Raw genomic sequence first — 16,220 nt, 5'->3', positions numbered from 1 at the left:
AAGCACCCCCTGAGAAAATGGCAATTCCCCACCTTGCAGCAGACAAGAAACGCCCGGCGTTGCGCCGGCTGACGCTGCGTCAGATGTTCCTGATCGCGGTGGTGCTCGGCCTGTTGATCCCCGCGCTGCTGATCACGCTGGTCGGTTTCAGCGAGCAGCGCGACCGGCTGACGCAGCGACTGGAAACCGACCAGCGGCGTCTGCTCGACATCGTCGCGCTCGGCATGCAGGAGCCGCTGTGGAACCTGTCGCGCCAGGCGGGCAGCCCTCTGCTCGCCTCGGTGATGGACGACGCGCGCGTGATCGCGATCCGCGTCACCGACACGCAGTCCAACACCGTCTTCCTGTCGTCGCTCAGGAGCGAGCGCCGTCTCGGCGGCGTCGCCTTCGTGCAGAAACCGGTGCTCTACCGCGGCGAGGAGATCGGCCAGGTCAGCATCGAGTTCGACACCGAACACCTGGCGATCGAGCTGAACAAGCAGCTGAAGAACCTGATCCTGCTGGTGATCGCGCAGCTGGCGCTCTCCGGCCTGCTGATCTTCTGGTTGTTGCAGTCGCGTTTCTTCCGCCCGATGCAGACGCTGACCGAGCAGGCGACCCAGCTTGCCGGCCTCAAGCTCGACGAACCCTTCATCTGGAGCCGCGGCGACGAACTGGGACGGCTCGGCAACCACCTCGAATGGACGCGCGCCGAACTGAAGCGCCTGATCGGCGAGTTGCGCGCCAAGACGCAGGCGCTCGAGACCGACATGACGCGCCGCCGCGAGGTCGAGGAGGCGCTGCGCCGTTCCGAGGGCAAGTACCGCGAGCTGTTCTGGTCCAACCTCGACGGCATCGTGATCTCGTCGCTCGACGGCCAGGTGCTCGACGCCAACCCGGCCTTCCTGAACCTGATGTGCTACAGCCTCGACCAGCTCAAGCTGCAGAACTTCTGGACGCTGGTCGCCAGCGACAGCGAGCCCGTCGAGCGCTTCAACCTCGACAACAAGGTGATGCGCTTCGGCTACTGCGACGACTTCGAGGCGGTCTACATCAACCGGCTCGGCAACCCGGTGCCGGTCAGCGTCAAGACGGTCGCGATGCGCGACGCCGGCGGCCGCATCAGCGCGGTGTGGCGCATGGTGCGCGACATCTCCGAGCGCCGCGAGGCCGAGGAGCGCATGCAGCTGGCGTCCAAGGTGTTCGAGAACACCGTCGAGGGCATCATGATCACCGACCCGGACCTGCGCATCCGCAGCGTCAACCGCGCGTTCACGAAGATCACCGGCTACAGCGAGGACGAGGTGCTCGGCAAGAAGCCGTCGGTGCTGTCGTCGGGCCGCCACGAGCAGCCGTTTTACGAGTCGATGTGGCAGCACCTGTCCGAGCACGGCGCCTGGCAGGGCGAGGTGTGGAACCGCCGCAAGGACGGCGAGGTGTACCCGGAATGGCTGGCGATCAACGCGGTGCGCGGCGTCGCCGGCGAGATCACCCATTACGTCGCGGTGTTCAGCGACCTGTCCGAACGCAAGGCGGCCGACGAGCGCATCCAGTTCCTCGCGCACTTCGACGTGCTGACCAACCTGCCGAACCGCTCGCACATGCAGGACCGCGCCGAGATCGCGATCCAGAACGCGTTGCGCGACGGCCATCAGCTCGCGCTGCTGCTGCTCGACCTCGACCGTTTCAAGACCATCAACGAGTCGCTCGGCCACTCGGCCGGCGACGCGCTCTTGCAGGCCGCCACCGAGCGCATCAAGCACTCGCTAGCGCCGGGCGCGATGCTGGCGCGCCAGGGCGGCGACGAGTTCATCATCCTGTTGCCGAGGTTGGCCGAGCCGGCCGAGGCCGCCGCCGTCGCCGAGACGGTGCGCGAGGCCTTCGCCGCCGCCTTCGACGTGCACGGCCACCGGCTGACGATCACGCCGTCTATCGGCATCAGCGTGTTCCCCGACGACGGCCGCGACTTCGAGACGCTGGTGCGCAACGCCGACGCGGCGATGTACCTGGCCAAGTCGTCGGGCCGCAACAGCTACAAGTTCTACACCGCCGACCTCAACGCGCGGGCGCGCGAGATCCTCGCGATCGAGAGCCAGCTGCGCTTCGCGCTCGAGCGCGACGAGTTCGTGCTGCACTACCAGCCGCTGGTCGACATGCACAGCGGCCGCGTCGTCGGCGCCGAGGCGCTGATCCGCTGGCAGCACCCGAACCTCGGCCTGATCGGCCCGGCCGGCTTCATCCAGGTCGCCGAGGAGCGCGGCTTCATCGTGCAGATCGGCAACTGGGTGATCCGCGAGGCCTGCCGCCAGTTGGCCGAGTGGCTGGCGCGCGGCCTGCCGGCCGTGAAGGTCAGCGTCAACCTGTCGGCGCTGCAGTTCCGCCAGCAGGAGCTGTCGACGGTGATCGAAGACGCGCTGGCCGAGCACGGCCTGTCCGGCGACTGCCTCGACGTCGAGGTGACCGAGACGGTGGTGATGGAGGACGCCGAGGCGACGCTGGCGGCGATCGAGCGCATCAAGGGCATGGGGCTGTCGCTGTCGGTCGACGACTTCGGCACCGGCTACTCGAGCCTGTCCTACCTGAAGCGCTTCAAGGCCGACAAGATCAAGATCGACCGCTCCTTCGTGCGCGATATCCCCGGCGATTCTGACGACGCGGCGATCACCCGCGCCATCATCAATATGGCGAAGTTCCTCAACATGAAGGTCGTCGCCGAGGGTGTCGAGACCCGCGAGCAGTGGGACTTCCTCGCCGGCGAGGGCTGCGACCTCGTGCAGGGCTTTCTGGTCGCCAAGCCGATGCCGGCGGCGGATTTCGCCGCGCGTTACGGCAAGACGCCGCGCGTCGAGTTGGCCGAGCTCGGCCTGTAAGCGCGCCGTCACGCGCGGGTGATACGCATTATTTCCCGGTCGAATGACGGTGCCAACGCCGCGTTTCTGAACGCTTTTTCCGGCGCGGCAGCCCCGCGCGAGGCGGCGCGGACGGGTAATTCGCCCGCGTGCGCCGCTTGCCCCTGCCCGGATAGGGGTTTGCCCTTTATCATGTCGCTCCGTTTCAACGCGTATCGGTTGGTGATGTGGTGGGGACAATGACAGGACAGTGGCGCGCGCGGCTTCTCGGCCGGGCCGGCCAATGGTTGCAGGGTCGGCGCCTGCAGTGGGGGCTGACGGTGGCGGTGACGGTCTGCGTCGTCGGCGCCGCGGCCGGGCAACTGGCGCTCGACGCCGTCGTCAGCGACTGGAAGGCGCGCCAGCAGTTCCGCGTCGAAGCCTTCCAGCTGGCCAACGAGCTGCGCGGCAGTACCGAACGGCTGACCGCGTCGGCCCGCTCCTACGTCGCGACCCGCGACCGCCGCTTCTACGACGACTACTTCAGCGCGCTTGAGATCCGTAGCGGCCGCCGCCCGCGCCCCGGTGCGCTGGCGCAGATCAGCTGGGGCTTCTTCGTGCCGGCGCGCACCGGCGCGCGCGCCGAGCCCTTCGAACAGCTGCTCGAGCAGGCCGACTTCACCCGCGAGGAAAAGATGCTGTTGCTGCGCGCGAAGGCCGCGTCCGACGCGCTGTCGCGCAAGGAAGCCAGCGCGATGCGGCTGATGGAGCAACTCGGCTTCAGGCCGGACCCGGCCGACGAGGCGCGCGCGCGCCAGCAGGCGCAGCAGCTGCTGTTCGCGCCCGGCTACAACCTCGCCAAGCGCGAGGTGATGGTCCCGCTCAGCCGCTTCGACGAGGGCGTGTCGCAGCGGCTGAAGGTCGAGGTCGATGCGCTCGACGCCGAGATCCGCGCGCTGCGCTACCTGTCGCGCTCGCTGGCGGCGCTGGGCGCGGCGCTCGCGCTGTGGGGCCTGTGGCGCACGCGCCGCGCCTACGAGGCGCGCCTCATGGCGCTGTCGCACGCCTGCGAGGAGGTGGTGGTGCTGCGCGACCTGACGCTGCGCCTGAACGCGCCGCCGGTCGACGTCGCCGCCGAGGGCGCGTTCAACCGGCTGCTCGCCGGGCAGGAGGGCGCGTTCCGCGACATCGACCGCGCCGCCGCCGCGCTCGAGGAGGCGCTGGCCGAGCTGGAGGCGAGGCTGGCGGACGACGCCCCGCCGGCGCGCGGCGCCGTCGATGCGCTCAAGGCGCGCGCGCGGACGCTCAGGCACACGGTGCTCGGCTACCGCTTCTGAGATTCTGGGCCCCGCCTTGGGTTCGCGCGGGCAAATCGTTTACACTGGCGGGCAAATACTCAATAAAACGCGAGAACCCCTATGCGCTATTTGTTGCGGATCGTCGAACTGACGCTGCTGATCCTGCTGATCGCGGTGACCGTGCAAAACAGCCACGTGGTCGAATTCCGGCTCTTCTTCGGCCAGCAGCTTTCCGCGCCGCTGATCGTCTTCCTGCTGGTGTTCTTCGTCGCCGGCGCCGTCATCGGCCTGGCGGCGACCTTCGGCTACTACCTGAAAATGCGCCGCGAGCTGTCGCAACTGAAGAAGGAGCTGCGCAGCCGCCCGGCCGGCGAGCGCATTCCCGACCCGAGCGACGCGCTCGCCGACTGACGCGCCCGTCCACCCGCGCCGCCCGTTCCGGGCGGCGCGCGCGTGTCCGGCGCCGTGCCCGACTTGACTCCCGAAAGGACTGTGTTTGGAACTGGATCTGTGGTGGCTGCTGCTGTTCCCGGCCTTTTTCGCGCTCGGCTGGCTGGCCGCGCGCGTCGACATGCGCGCGGTGCTCAAGCAGGCCAAGTCGGTGCCGGCCGGCTTCTTCCGCGGCCTCGACGCGCTGGTCGAGGACAAGACCGACGTCGCCGCGCAGGCGCTCTCCGAGGTGTCGCGCCAGTCGGGCGAGCTCGAGCTGCATCTGACGCTCGGTAAGCTCTACCGCAAGCGCGGCGAGAACGACCGCGCGATCCGGCTGCACCAGGCGCTGCTCGATTCGCCCGACCTCGCCGCCGAGCGGCGCGACACGGTGCGCTACGAGCTGGCGCAGGACTTTCGCAAGGCCGGCCTCGTCGACCGCGCCGAGGAAATCCTCGTCAAGCTGCTGGCCGGCAACCTGTCGCTGGCGGCGCGCCGCGAGCTCCTGGACATTTACCAGCAGGACCGCGACTGGAAGAAGGCGATCGCCACCGCCGGCGAATTGCGCAGCGACGCGCACTCGTTCTCGCACATGGTCGCGCAGTTCTACTGCGAGCTCGCGCAGGGCGCGCTGTACCAGTCCGACTACGCCGCCGCGCGCGGCTACGTCGCCGACGCGCTGGCCGCCAACCGCAAGTGCGCGCGCGCCAGCCTGATCCTCGGCGACATCGAGTTCGCCGAAGGGCACACCGAGGCGGCGATCGCCGCCTGGCAGGGAATAGAGAAGCAGAACTACGAATACCTGACGCTGGCGGCCGAGCGGCTGTTCGACGCCTACGAGAAGCTCGGCCAACCCCAGGCCGGCATCGCGTTGTTGCGCGGCTACCTGAAGACCTTCCCGCAGCTGGAGATCACCGATCTTTTGTACCAGAAGGTCGCCAGCTACGAGGGCGAGGCGGCCGCGCTCGACTTCGTGCGCGAGGCGGTGCACGCGCGCCCGAGCCTGTCCGGCGTCTACCGGCTGATCGAGGCGCGGCTGACCGACCTCAACCCCGACAAACGCTACGACGCCGAGATGGCGCGCGCGGTGGTGCAAAAGCACGCGCAGCGCCTGAACGTGCACCGTTGCAAGTGCTGCAATTTCCGCTCGCGCGCCTTCTTCTGGCATTGCCCGGCCTGCGGCGAGTGGGAAAGCTTCACGCCCAACCGTTCCGAAATCCAGTAATCGCAGGACCCATTTCATGAATCCCCTGGTTGCCAACGCCGGCGCAGCGTCGCCGGCCTCGCCCGTGATCGTGGCGCTCGACTTTCCCGGCGAAGCCGCCGCGCTCGACTTCGTCGCCCGCCTCGACCCGGCCGCCTGCCGCGTCAAGGTCGGCAAGGAGCTGTTCACCGCTTCCGGCCGCAGCCTGATCGAAAAGCTGGTCGCGCGCGGTTTCGAGGTCTTCCTCGACCTCAAATTCCACGACATCCCGAACACGGTCGCGCACGCGTGCAAGATCGCCGCCGAACTCGGCGTGTGGCTGGTCGACGTGCACGCCTCGGGCGGCCGGCGCATGATGAGCGCCGCGCGCGAGGCGCTGGAAGGCTACAGCCACCGTCCGCTCTTGATCGGCGTGACGGTGCTGACCAGCATGGACGCGTCCGATCTCGCCGAGATCGGCATCGCCGTGCCGCCCGAGGAGCAGGTGCTGCGTCTGGCGACGCTGGCGCGCGATTCCGGCCTCGACGGCGTGGTCTGCTCGGCGCAGGAAGCGTCGATGCTGAAACCGGCGCTGGGCGCCGACTTCAAGCTGGTGACGCCGGGCATTCGCCTCGCCGGCAGCCCGGGCGACGACCAGCGCCGCGTGATGACGCCGGTCGCCGCCTTGCAAGGCGGCGCCGACTACCTGGTGATCGGCCGTCCGATCACCCAGTCGGCCGACCCGCTCGCGACGCTCGCTGCGATCAACGCCGACATCGCCGCCTGGCGTCAATCGAACTGAGGGGCTAGCCCATGAAAATCACCGTTATCGGTTCCGGCTACGTCGGCCTCGTCACCGGCACCTGCCTCGCCGAGGTCGGCAACCACGTCTGCTGCCTCGACGTCGACCCGGCCAAGATCGCCATGCTGCAAGCCGGCGGCATCCCGATCTACGAGCCGGGGCTCGACGAGATGGTGCGCCGCAACGTCGCCGCCGGTCGTCTGACCTTCACCACCGACGTCGCCGAATCGGTCGCCTTCGGCGAGATCCAGTTCATCGCGGTCGGCACGCCGCCGGACGAGGACGGCTCGGCCGACCTGCAATACGTGCTCGCCGCCGCGCGCAACATCGCGCGCCACATGGACGGCTACAAGGTGGTGGTCGACAAGTCGACCGTGCCGGTCGGCACCGGCGACAAGGTGCGCGCGGCGATCGCCGAAACCTTGGCCGAGCGCGGCGTCGAGCTGCCGTTCGCGGTGGTGTCCAACCCCGAGTTCCTCAAGGAAGGCGCGGCGATCGAGGACTTCATGAAGCCCGACCGCATCGTCGTCGGCGCCGACGACGCGCGCGCGATCGAATTGATGCGCCGCCTGTACGCGCCGTTCCAGCGCAACCACGAACGCATCCTGTGCATGGACGTGCGCTCGGCCGAGCTGACCAAGTACGCCGCCAACGCGATGCTGGCGACGCGCATCTCGTTCATGAACGAGTTGGCCAACCTGGCCGAGACGCTCGGCGCCGACATCGAGCTGGTGCGCCAGGGCATCGGCGCCGACCCGCGCATCGGCTACCACTTCCTCTATCCGGGCGTCGGCTACGGCGGCTCGTGCTTCCCGAAGGACGTCAAGGCGCTGGTCGCCAGCGGCCACGAGCACGGCCACGAGCTGAAGGTCCTCTCCGCGGTCGAGGCCGCCAACGACGCGCAGAAGCTGCGCCTGGTCGACAAGGTGGTGCGCGAGTTCGGCGCCGACCTGTCCGGCCGCCGCTTTGCGCTGTGGGGCCTGGCGTTCAAGCCGAACACCGACGACATGCGCGAGGCGCCGAGCCGGGTCATCGTCCGCGAGCTGACGCGCCGCGGCGCCGAGGTGGTTGCCTTCGACCCGGTGGCGGCGCACGAGGCGCGCCGCGTGATGGGCGACAATCCGCGGCTGACCTTCGCCGACGACATGATGAGTCCGCTTGAGGGCGCCGACGCGCTGCTGATCGTCACCGAGTGGAAGGCGTTCCGCAGCCCCGACTTCGACGCGGTGCGCGCCGCGCTCAAGCAGCCGCTGATCTTCGACGGCCGCAATATGTACGACCCGGCCTGGCTGCGCGGGATCGGTTTCACCTACCACGCGATCGGCCGTTAAGGAGCATTCACGATGGGCATTCTGTCCGAACTGAAGCTTTCCGCCGACGCGCTCGCCGCGCAGCTGGCGTCCGCGCGCGTGCTGGTGGTCGGCGACGTGATGCTCGACCGCTACTGGTTCGGCGACGTCGAGCGCATTTCGCCGGAGGCGCCGGTGCCGGTCGCCAAGATCAACCGGCTCGAGGAGCGCGCCGGCGGCGCGGCCAACGTCGCGCGCAATATCGCCAGCCTCGGCGGCACGGCGACGCTGTTGTCGGTCACCGGCGACGACGAGGCGGCCAGCGCGCTCGAGCGCCTGATGGGCGAGGCGAACATCCGCTGCTCGTTCAAGCGCGACCCGGGCATCTCGACCACCATCAAGCTGCGCGTGATCGCGCGCCAGCAGCAATTGATCCGTCTGGATTTTGAAGACGCGCCCAGCCACGAGATCCTCGCCGACAAGCTCGACGAGTACGAGGCCATCGTCGCCGACCACGACGTGGTGATCCTGTCCGACTACGGCAAGGGCGGCCTGACGCACGTGACGCGCATGATCGCGGCGGCGCGCGCCGCCGGCAAGCCGGTGCTGATCGACCCGAAGGGCGAGGACTACAGCCGCTACGCCGGCGCGACCTTGCTGACGCCGAACCGCAGCGAATTCAAGCAGGTGGCCGGCTCGTGGCGCGACGAGGCGCAGCTGGCCGCCAAGGCCGAGGCGCTGCGCGCCGAACTCGACCTCGACGCGCTGCTGGTCACGCGCAGCGAGGAGGGCATGACGCTGTTCCGCCCAGAAGGCGCGCTCAACGTGCCGACCCTGGCGCGCGAGGTGTACGACGTCTCCGGCGCCGGCGACACGGTGATCGGCACGCTGGGCCTCGGGCTCGCCGCCGGGCTCGACCTGCCGTGCGCGATGAAGCTGGCCAACGCGGCGGCCGGCGTCGTGGTCGCCAAGCTCGGCACCGCGGTGTGCCGGCAGGACGAGCTGTTCGCGGCCTGAGCGGCCGCGCGGCCGCTTTCGGGGCTCGGCCAAGCTTTGCGGGGAATGACGGCAATGGACGACTGGATCGACGCGGTGCTGACCGCCTGGTTCGGCGGCGTCGACGACGCGGCGCTCGCCGTGCCGCGCGACGCGTGGTTCCGCAAGGACGCCACCTTCGACGCGCTGCTGCGCGAGCGTTTCCTGCCGCTGTGGGAAAGCATGCGCGACGGGCAAAGGTTGGCCGAGGCCGACGGTCCGCGCGCGGCGCTGGCCCAGCTGATCGTGCTCGACCAGTTCCCGCGCAACCTGTTCCGCGGCGACGCGCAAGCGTTCGCGAGCGACGCCGCCGCGCGCGCGCTGGCGCGCCACGCGCTCGGGCGGGGCTGGGATGGACAATTGCCGCCGGTCGCGCGCTGGTTCGTCTACCTGCCCTTCGAGCACGGCGAGGACCTCGCCGACCAGGAGATGGCCGTCGCCCTGTTCGAGGCGCTGCCGGCCGACAGCCCCGGCTACGCGGGCGTGGTCGATTACGCGCGCCGCCACCGCGACATCGTCGCGCGCTTCGGCCGCTTTCCGCACCGCAACGCGGCGCTTGGCCGACCGAATACCCCCGAGGAGGCCGCGTTCCTGCGTGAACCCGGCTCCTCGTTCTGAATCCCGAATCGTGAGGACACCACCATGAGCATCGTCGTCACCGGCGCCGCCGGTTTCATCGGCTCCAACCTCGTCAAGGCGCTCAACGAGCGCGGCGTCACCGACATCATCGCCGTCGACAACCTGACGCGCGGCGACAAGTTCAAGAACCTGGTCGACTGCGAGATCGCGCACTACGTCGACAAGCGCGATTTTCTGGCTCTCGTCGCCGACGGCGCCTACGACGGCGAGATCAGCGCCATCCTGCACCAGGGCGCCTGCTCGGACACGATGAACCACGACGGCAAGTACATGATGGAGAACAACTATCAGTACACGCTGGCGCTGTTCAACTTCTGCCAGGACGAGGAGATCCCCTTCCTGTACGCGTCCAGCGCCGCGACCTACGGCAAGGGCTCGGTGTTCCGCGAGGAGCGCGAGCACGAGGGTCCGCTGAACGTCTACGGCTACTCGAAGTTCCTGTTCGACCAGGTGCTGCGCCAGCGCATGGCCGAAGGCCTGACCGCCCAGGTGGCCGGCTTCCGCTACTTCAACGTCTACGGCCCGCGCGAGCAGCACAAGGACCGCATGGCGTCGGTCGCCTTCCACAACTTCAACCAGTACCGCGAGACCGGCAAGGTCAAGCTGTTCGGCGCCAACGACGGCTGGGGTGACGGCGAGCAGAGCCGCGACTTCGTGTCGGTCGAGGACGTGGTCAAGGTCAACCTGTACTTCCTCGACCACCCGGAAAAGTCGGGTATCTTCAACCTCGGCTCGGGCCGCGCGCAGCCGTTCAACGACGTGGCGGTCGCCACCGTCAACGCCTGCCGCCGCCACGAGGGCAAGCCGGCGCTCAGCCTTTCCGAGCTGGTCGAGCAGGGCATCCTCGAATACATCGCCTTCCCGGACGCGCTCAAGGGCAAGTACCAGAGCTTCACGCAGGCCGACATCGGCAAGCTGCGCGCCGCCGGCTACGACGCCGACTTCCTGACCGTCGAGCAGGGCGTCGACCGCTACGTCGACTGGCTGCTGGCGCAGTAAGCGCCAGCCCGGCGTTTCCCGCTTCGACACGGCCCCGCGCGCGGGGCCGTTTTGCATGCGGACGGCGGAGCATGCCGTCGCATTTTTGGAATAAACATAGAACCGGACCCCGCCGAAGCGGCGCCGGCTTTGCCCTTATAATGGCCGCCTCACTCGGAGGAAAGCATGTCCCTGCCCGCGTTCAAGCATCTGGAAGACTTCGTCGGCGCCACGCCGCTCGTCAAGCTCAAGCGCCTGCCCGGCGACACGAGCAACACCGTGCTGGTGAAGCTCGAAGGCAACAATCCCGCCGGCTCGGTCAAGGACCGCCCGGCGCTGTCGATGATCCGCCACGCCGAGGCGCGCGGCCGCATCAGGCCCGGCGACACGCTGATCGAGCCGACCAGCGGCAACACCGGCATCGCGCTGGCGATGGCGGCGGCGATGATGGGCTACAGGCTGATCCTGGTGATGCCCGAGAACTCGAGCGCCGAGCGCGTGCAGACGATGCGCGCCTACGGCGCCGAGGTGGTGCTGACGCCGGCTGCCGCGTCGATGCCCGGCTCGATCGACGAGGCGCGCCGCCTCGAGGCCGCCGGCGTCGGCGTCATCCTCGACCAGTTCGCCAACCCGGACAACCCGCTCGCGCATTACGAGGCGACCGGCCCCGAGATCTGGGCCGACACCGCCGGCACGGTGACGCACTTCGTGTCGAGCATGGGCACCACCGGCACCATCATGGGCGTGAGCCAGTTCCTGAAGGAGCGGAACCCGGACATCCAGATCGTCGGCGTGCAGCCGGAACCGGGCGCGCAGATTCCCGGCATCCGCAAGTGGGAAGACGAATACCTGCCGAAGATCTGCGACTTCTCGCGCATCGACCGCATGATCTACGTCAGCCAGACCGAGGCCGAGGAGATGGCCCGCCTGATGGCGCGCGAGGAGGGCATTCTCGCCGGCCCGTCGTCGGGCGGCGCGCTCGCGGCGGCGCTCAGGCTGTCGCAGGAAGTCGAGAACGCGGTGATCGTCTCCATCGTCTGCGACCGCGGCGACCGCTACCTGTCGACCGGCCTGTTCGCCTGATCCGGGCTGGACCGCGCGGCGCCCCGGGGCTCGGCCAACCTTCAAAAGGTTGGCCGAGCCGTTTTCATGTCAGGGACACTACGGGGCGACCGCGATTGTTGCGCTGCAACGACCGGGCTACAATCGACGCCCTCGACATACGCAGGGCACGCCATGGTTCAGCATGCTTTTTCCCCGCCGGTCAGCGACGGCACGATGTCGCCGAAGGCCTGGTACGACTCGGTCAGGGGGCGTGACGGCTTCATCGCCGACGACGCGCAGGCGGCCGCCGTCGACAAGCTCGACGCGCTGTGGCACGCGCTGGTCGAGTTCAAGAAAAAGCGCAACCGTTTCCTCGGTCGCAGCCTGCGCTCGCCCGCGGTGCCGCGCGGCCTGTACTTCTGGGGCGGCGTCGGGCGCGGCAAGAGCTTCCTGATGGACGCCTTCTTCGCCTGCGTGCCGTACCGGCGCAAGCGCCGCGTGCACTTCCACGTGTTCATGGCCGAGGTGCACAAGCAGCTCAAGGCGCTGTCGGGCGAGTCCGACCCGATGAAGGCCCTGGCCGAGCGCATCGCCAAGGCGACGCGGCTGCTGTGCTTCGACGAATTCCACGTCAGCGACATCGCCGACGCGATGATCCTCGCGCGCCTGCTCGAAGCCTTGTTCGAGCGCGGCGTGGTGTTCGTGATGACTTCCAACTATCCGCCCGACCAGCTCTATCCTAACGGTCTGCACCGCGAGAGCTTCCTGCCGGCGATCGCGCTGATCCAGGCCAACGTCGACGTGATCAACGTCGACAGCGGCAACGACTACCGGCTGCGCGAGCTGTCGCGCGAGCCGCTTTTCCTCGTGCCGGCCGACGCGGCGGCCGAGGCGAAGCTGGCCGACCTGTTCGCGCGGCTGGCCGGCGGGCGCGACAAGGCGGTCGGCGCGATCGAGGTGCTCGGCCGCGCGATCCCGGTCAAGAAGGTCGCGCCGGGGGTGATCTGGTTCGACTTCGACGCGATCTGCGGCGGACCGCGCGCGCAGACCGACTACCTCGAGGTGGCTAGGAGCTATCACACCGTGCTGGTGTCGGGCATTCCGAAGCTGTCGGCGCGGCATTCGTCCGAGGCGCGCCGTTTCACCTGGCTGATCGACGTCTTCTACGACCATCGCGTCAAGTTCGCCGCCTCCAGCGCCGTCGAGCCGGAGCTGATCTACACCGAGGGCGTGCAGTCGGGCGAATTTTTCCGCACCGCCAGCCGGCTGACCGAAATGCAGTCGACCAGCTACCTCGAATTGCCGCATCTGGTCGACCCCTTCTTGCTGACCCCGGCCGACCAGGTCGCCGAGTAGCGCCCGGCCAGGCCGCAGCGGGGCGACCTTCGCGTCACCGCCAGCGGGCAAGCAAAAAACCCCGTGTCCTGCGACACGGGGTTTTGGCGTTCCGGGCCGGCTCAGCGGCCAGCGGGGACCAGCATCGGCTGCGCGCCGACGTCCTTGACCGCCGCCATCGCCTCCTCGGCCTCGGCGCGGGTGCGGAAGGGGCCGAGGAAGACGCGGGTCTCGGTCTTCGCCTCGATGCCGCGCGCCTTCAGCGCCGCGATCAGGCGCTGCGCGTTATCGAGGTTGCCGAACAGCCCCAGTTGCACGTGGTAGCCGACCGAGGTGCCCGCGTCGCGCGCCGGCGCGACGGTTCGTGGTGCGACGACGGGTGCCTCCTGCGCGGGGGCGGCGCGCGCGCTGTCCGGCCGGAAGGCGCGCGCCGTTTCGGCGGGCGCGGGGCTTGCCGTGGCCGGGGTGGTCGGCGGCGCGGCGCGGGGGGCGACGGCGGCCGGCTGGGCGCTCTCCGGCGCCCCCCGCTCGGCGGGCGACGCGGTGGAGCGGGCGGGCGGCAGCGGCGGCGTCGGGCGCGTCGCGGCGACGCCGGGGGTGATCTCGGTCGCCGGCGACGGCGGCAGCCCCGGCGCGGCCGCCGTCTCGCTCGCCGCCTCGGCGGCCGGTTCGCTCGCCGTTGTCGCCGCGGCGCTGTCGTCCGCTAGCTCGATCGCAGGCGCGGAGGCGGTCTTCTCGACGATGCGGCCGGTGCTCGGCGCCTGGGTGCGGGCGCCGACCGGCCCCCGCTCGGGTTCGGAGAGGAAGTCGACCAGCGCGACGCCGGCGACTGCGAGCGCCACCAGGACGGCGGCGGTCAGCACGCGCCGGGTGGTCTTGCGCCGGTTGTCGTCTTCGGGGGAGGGCGTATCGGGTTCGCGGTGCGGGTCGCTCATCGGCTCGCTCAAACTTTGCAGCGTGTGGGAAAAAAGCTGTTAAAATAGCGGGTTCCTCGAATTCGGGTCACCCGCACCCAGGCTAGGCTCGAACCAGTTTAGCCATTTGTATTGGTCATTGGGAGAATTTTTATGGCAATCGAACGCACTCTGTCCATCATCAAACCGGACGCCGTCGCCAAGAACGTGATCGGCAAGATCTACGACCGTTTCGAATCCAGCGGCCTGAAGATCGTCGCCGCCCAGATGAAGCAACTGTCGCGCGCCGAAGCGGAAGGCTTCTACGCCGTGCACAAGGAGCGCCCGTTCTTCAACGACCTGGTCTCGTTCATGATCTCCGGTCCGGTGATGATCCAGGTGCTCGAAGGCGAGAACGCCGTGCTCAAGCACCGCGACCTGATGGGCGCCACCGATCCGAAGAAGGCCGAGCCGGGCACCATCCGCGCCGACTTCGCCGAGTCGATCGACGCCAACGCCGTGCACGGTTCGGACAGCCTGGAGAACGCCGCGATCGAGATCGCCTACTTCTTCGCGGCCAGCCAGATCGCCCGCTAAGCGCTAAGCGGTATCGAGTTGTACCGGACGGGGCCTTCGGGCCCCGTCATGCCAGAAAGACCATCATGAAGACCAACCTGCTCGACTTCAATCTCGCGCAACTGACCGAACACTTCGCCGCGATGGGAGAAAAGCCCTTCCGCGCCCGCCAGGTCATGCGCTGGATGCACCAGATGGGCGAGGCCGATTTCGACGCCATGACCGACATCGCCAAGAGCCTGCGCGCCAAGCTCCAGGCGTCGGCCGAGGTGCGCGTGCCGGAGCTTATGACCGGGCAGGCCAGCAGTGATGGCACCCGCAAGTGGCTGCTCGACGTCGGCACCGGCAACGGTGTCGAAACCGTGTTCATCCCCGAAGACGATCGCGGCACCTTGTGCGTGTCATCCCAGGTCGGCTGCGCGCTCGAGTGCACCTTCTGTTCCACCGGCCGCCAGGGCTTCAACCGCAACCTCAGCACCGCCGAGATCATCGGCCAGCTGTGGTGGGCGAACAAGGCGATGGGCGTGACGCCGAAGAACGAGCGCGTGATCTCCAACGTCGTGATGATGGGCATGGGCGAACCGTTGGCCAACTTCGACAACGTGGTGTCGGCGCTGAACATCATGCTCGACGACCACGGCTACGGTCTCTCCCGCCGCCGCGTCACGCTGTCGACCTCCGGCCTCGTGCCGCAGATGGACCGGCTGCGCGAGGAATGCCCGGTCGCGCTCGCCGTTTCCCTGCACGCGCCGAACGACGCGATCCGCGACGTGATCGTGCCGATCAACAAGAAATACCCGCTCCGCGAGCTGATGGCAGCCTGCCAGCGCTACCTGGAAAAGGCGCCGCGCGATTTCATTACCTTCGAATACGTCATGCTTGACGGCGTCAACGACAGACCGGAACATGCACGCCAGTTGATTGAACTCGTCAAGGATGTGCCGTGCAAGTTCAACCTGATCCCGTTCAATCCCTTCCCGAACTCGGGTTATCAGCGTTCGAGCAACAACGCGATCCACGCCTTCCGCGAGACGCTGCAGCAGGCGGGCTTCGTCGTGACGGTGAGGAAGACGCGCGGCGACGACATCGACGCGGCCTGCGGCCAGCTGGCCGGCCAGGTGCAGGACAAGACGCGCCGCAGCGCCAAGTGGATCCAGATCGCCGAGGCTGGCGACAAGGCCTGATCGCGCTGGCGACGCTGCTCTGCCTCGGCGCGCCGGCGGCCTCGGCCAACCCTGCGCCGCCGCAGGAGATCGCCGAGCTGCGAACGCAGCTGGCGGTCGGCTACCTCAGGGAGGGGAACCTGCGCGCGGCGATGGAGTCTGCCGACATGGCGGTCAGGACCGCGCCGCGCTATATGGCCGGTCACCTGATCAAGGGCTATATCCACCAGCTGCTGGGCCAGGACGCCGACGCGGAGGCGAGCCTGCGGCGTGCGCTGTCGCTCGAGCCGTCCAGCCCGGAGGCGAACAACAACTACGGCTGGTTCCTGTGCGAGCGGGGCAGGGCCGAAGCGGCGCTGCCATACTTCCAGAAGGCGCTGGCCGACCCGTTGTACGACAGTCCGCACACCGCGCACGCCAACCTGGGCGTTTGTCTCGCGCGGCTCGGGCGGCTCGAGGAGGCCAACGAGGCGCTGCTGGCCGCCTTGCGCGTCGCGCCGGATTTTCCGGTGGCGTTGCGCGAGATGGTCCGGCTGCAGCTGGCGCAGGGCAACGGCAAGCTGGCGGCCTTTTATTTCGAGCGCCTGCGCAAGGTCGCGCCGCCGGCGACGGCGGCGGAGCTGTCGCTCGGCCTGAGCGTGGCGCAGCAGACCGGCGACCGCGCGCTTGAAGCCCTGATGAGCGCGCAGTTGCGCAGCCGTTTTCCCGATGCCAAAGAAACCCAGCAATTGCTAACCGGACGCTGAGCG

General features: G+C 68.6%; 15 protein-coding genes. 14 read left to right on the top strand and 1 reads right to left on the bottom strand.

Annotation, left to right across the window (positions count from 1 at the left end; genetic code table 11):
• The first annotated feature begins 17 nt into the window (after nt 1-17).
• From EV683_RS10870 to zapE, 11 genes are all read left to right on the top strand, one after another.
• Nucleotides 18-2,849, top strand: coding sequence for an EAL domain-containing protein (locus tag EV683_RS10870; protein ID WP_066611453.1), 2,832 nt, complete (start codon nt 18-20; stop codon nt 2,847-2,849).
• Between the two features lie 218 nt (nt 2,850-3,067).
• Nucleotides 3,068-4,144 (top strand): hypothetical protein, encoded by a 1,077-nt coding sequence (locus tag EV683_RS10865; RefSeq protein WP_131862801.1) that lies wholly within the window; start codon nt 3,068-3,070, stop codon nt 4,142-4,144.
• A gap of 81 nt (nt 4,145-4,225) precedes the next feature.
• Nucleotides 4,226-4,516: a LapA family protein gene (locus EV683_RS10860; protein WP_131862800.1), complete on the top strand. Its 291-nt coding sequence runs from the start codon at nt 4,226-4,228 to the stop codon at nt 4,514-4,516.
• Nucleotides 4,517-4,601: 85 nt separating this feature from the next.
• Nucleotides 4,602-5,759, top strand: a complete 1,158-nt coding sequence (lapB, locus tag EV683_RS10855; RefSeq protein WP_197457417.1) for a lipopolysaccharide assembly protein LapB — start codon at nt 4,602-4,604, stop codon at nt 5,757-5,759.
• Nucleotides 5,760-5,775: 16 nt separating this feature from the next.
• On the top strand, nt 5,776-6,519 hold the full coding sequence (pyrF, locus tag EV683_RS10850; protein WP_131862799.1) for an orotidine-5'-phosphate decarboxylase: 744 nt from the start codon (nt 5,776-5,778) through the stop codon (nt 6,517-6,519).
• Nucleotides 6,520-6,530: 11 nt separating this feature from the next.
• Nucleotides 6,531-7,850: a UDP-glucose dehydrogenase family protein gene (locus tag EV683_RS10845; protein ID WP_131862798.1), complete on the top strand. Its 1,320-nt coding sequence runs from the start codon at nt 6,531-6,533 to the stop codon at nt 7,848-7,850.
• 12 nt (nt 7,851-7,862) lie between these two features.
• Nucleotides 7,863-8,825, top strand: coding sequence for a D-glycero-beta-D-manno-heptose-7-phosphate kinase (rfaE1, locus tag EV683_RS10840; RefSeq protein WP_131862797.1), 963 nt, complete (start codon nt 7,863-7,865; stop codon nt 8,823-8,825).
• Between the two features lie 54 nt (nt 8,826-8,879).
• Complete coding sequence (locus tag EV683_RS10835; protein WP_131862796.1) at nt 8,880-9,461, top strand: DUF924 family protein; 582 nt, start codon at nt 8,880-8,882, stop codon at nt 9,459-9,461.
• A gap of 24 nt (nt 9,462-9,485) precedes the next feature.
• On the top strand, nt 9,486-10,481 hold the full coding sequence (gene rfaD / locus EV683_RS10830; protein WP_066611439.1) for an ADP-glyceromanno-heptose 6-epimerase: 996 nt from the start codon (nt 9,486-9,488) through the stop codon (nt 10,479-10,481).
• A gap of 165 nt (nt 10,482-10,646) precedes the next feature.
• Nucleotides 10,647-11,543: a cysteine synthase CysM gene (gene cysM / locus EV683_RS10825; protein WP_131862795.1), complete on the top strand. Its 897-nt coding sequence runs from the start codon at nt 10,647-10,649 to the stop codon at nt 11,541-11,543.
• A gap of 153 nt (nt 11,544-11,696) precedes the next feature.
• Nucleotides 11,697-12,860 (top strand): cell division protein ZapE, encoded by a 1,164-nt coding sequence (gene zapE, locus EV683_RS10820; RefSeq protein WP_424948508.1) that lies wholly within the window; start codon nt 11,697-11,699, stop codon nt 12,858-12,860.
• Between the two features lie 101 nt (nt 12,861-12,961).
• Here zapE and EV683_RS10815 read toward each other — a convergent pair whose 3' ends face one another.
• Nucleotides 12,962-13,774: an SPOR domain-containing protein gene (locus EV683_RS10815; RefSeq protein WP_131862794.1), complete on the bottom strand. Its 813-nt coding sequence runs from the start codon at nt 13,772-13,774 to the stop codon at nt 12,962-12,964.
• Nucleotides 13,775-13,906: 132 nt separating this feature from the next.
• Between EV683_RS10815 and ndk the strand changes: the two genes are divergently transcribed.
• From ndk to pilW, 3 genes are all read left to right on the top strand, one after another.
• Nucleotides 13,907-14,329 carry a nucleoside-diphosphate kinase gene (gene ndk / locus EV683_RS10810; RefSeq protein WP_131862793.1) on the top strand — a complete coding sequence of 141 codons (423 nt, stop codon included), beginning with the start codon at nt 13,907-13,909 and terminating at the stop codon, nt 14,327-14,329.
• Between the two features lie 65 nt (nt 14,330-14,394).
• On the top strand, nt 14,395-15,492 hold the full coding sequence (gene rlmN / locus EV683_RS10805) for a dual-specificity RNA methyltransferase RlmN (protein ID WP_131862792.1): 1,098 nt from the start codon (nt 14,395-14,397) through the stop codon (nt 15,490-15,492).
• Nucleotides 15,456-16,217: a type IV pilus biogenesis/stability protein PilW gene (gene pilW / locus EV683_RS10800; protein ID WP_231879847.1), complete on the top strand. Its 762-nt coding sequence runs from the start codon at nt 15,456-15,458 to the stop codon at nt 16,215-16,217. The genes rlmN and pilW overlap by 37 nt, the downstream gene beginning before the upstream one ends.
• Nucleotides 16,218-16,220 lie beyond the last annotated feature (3 nt).

Source organism: Crenobacter luteus, assembly GCF_004345725.1.
In the GTDB taxonomy this organism is placed as follows: domain Bacteria; phylum Pseudomonadota; class Gammaproteobacteria; order Burkholderiales; family Chromobacteriaceae; genus Crenobacter; species Crenobacter luteus.
This window is presented reverse-complemented; position numbering and strand designations above follow the sequence as displayed.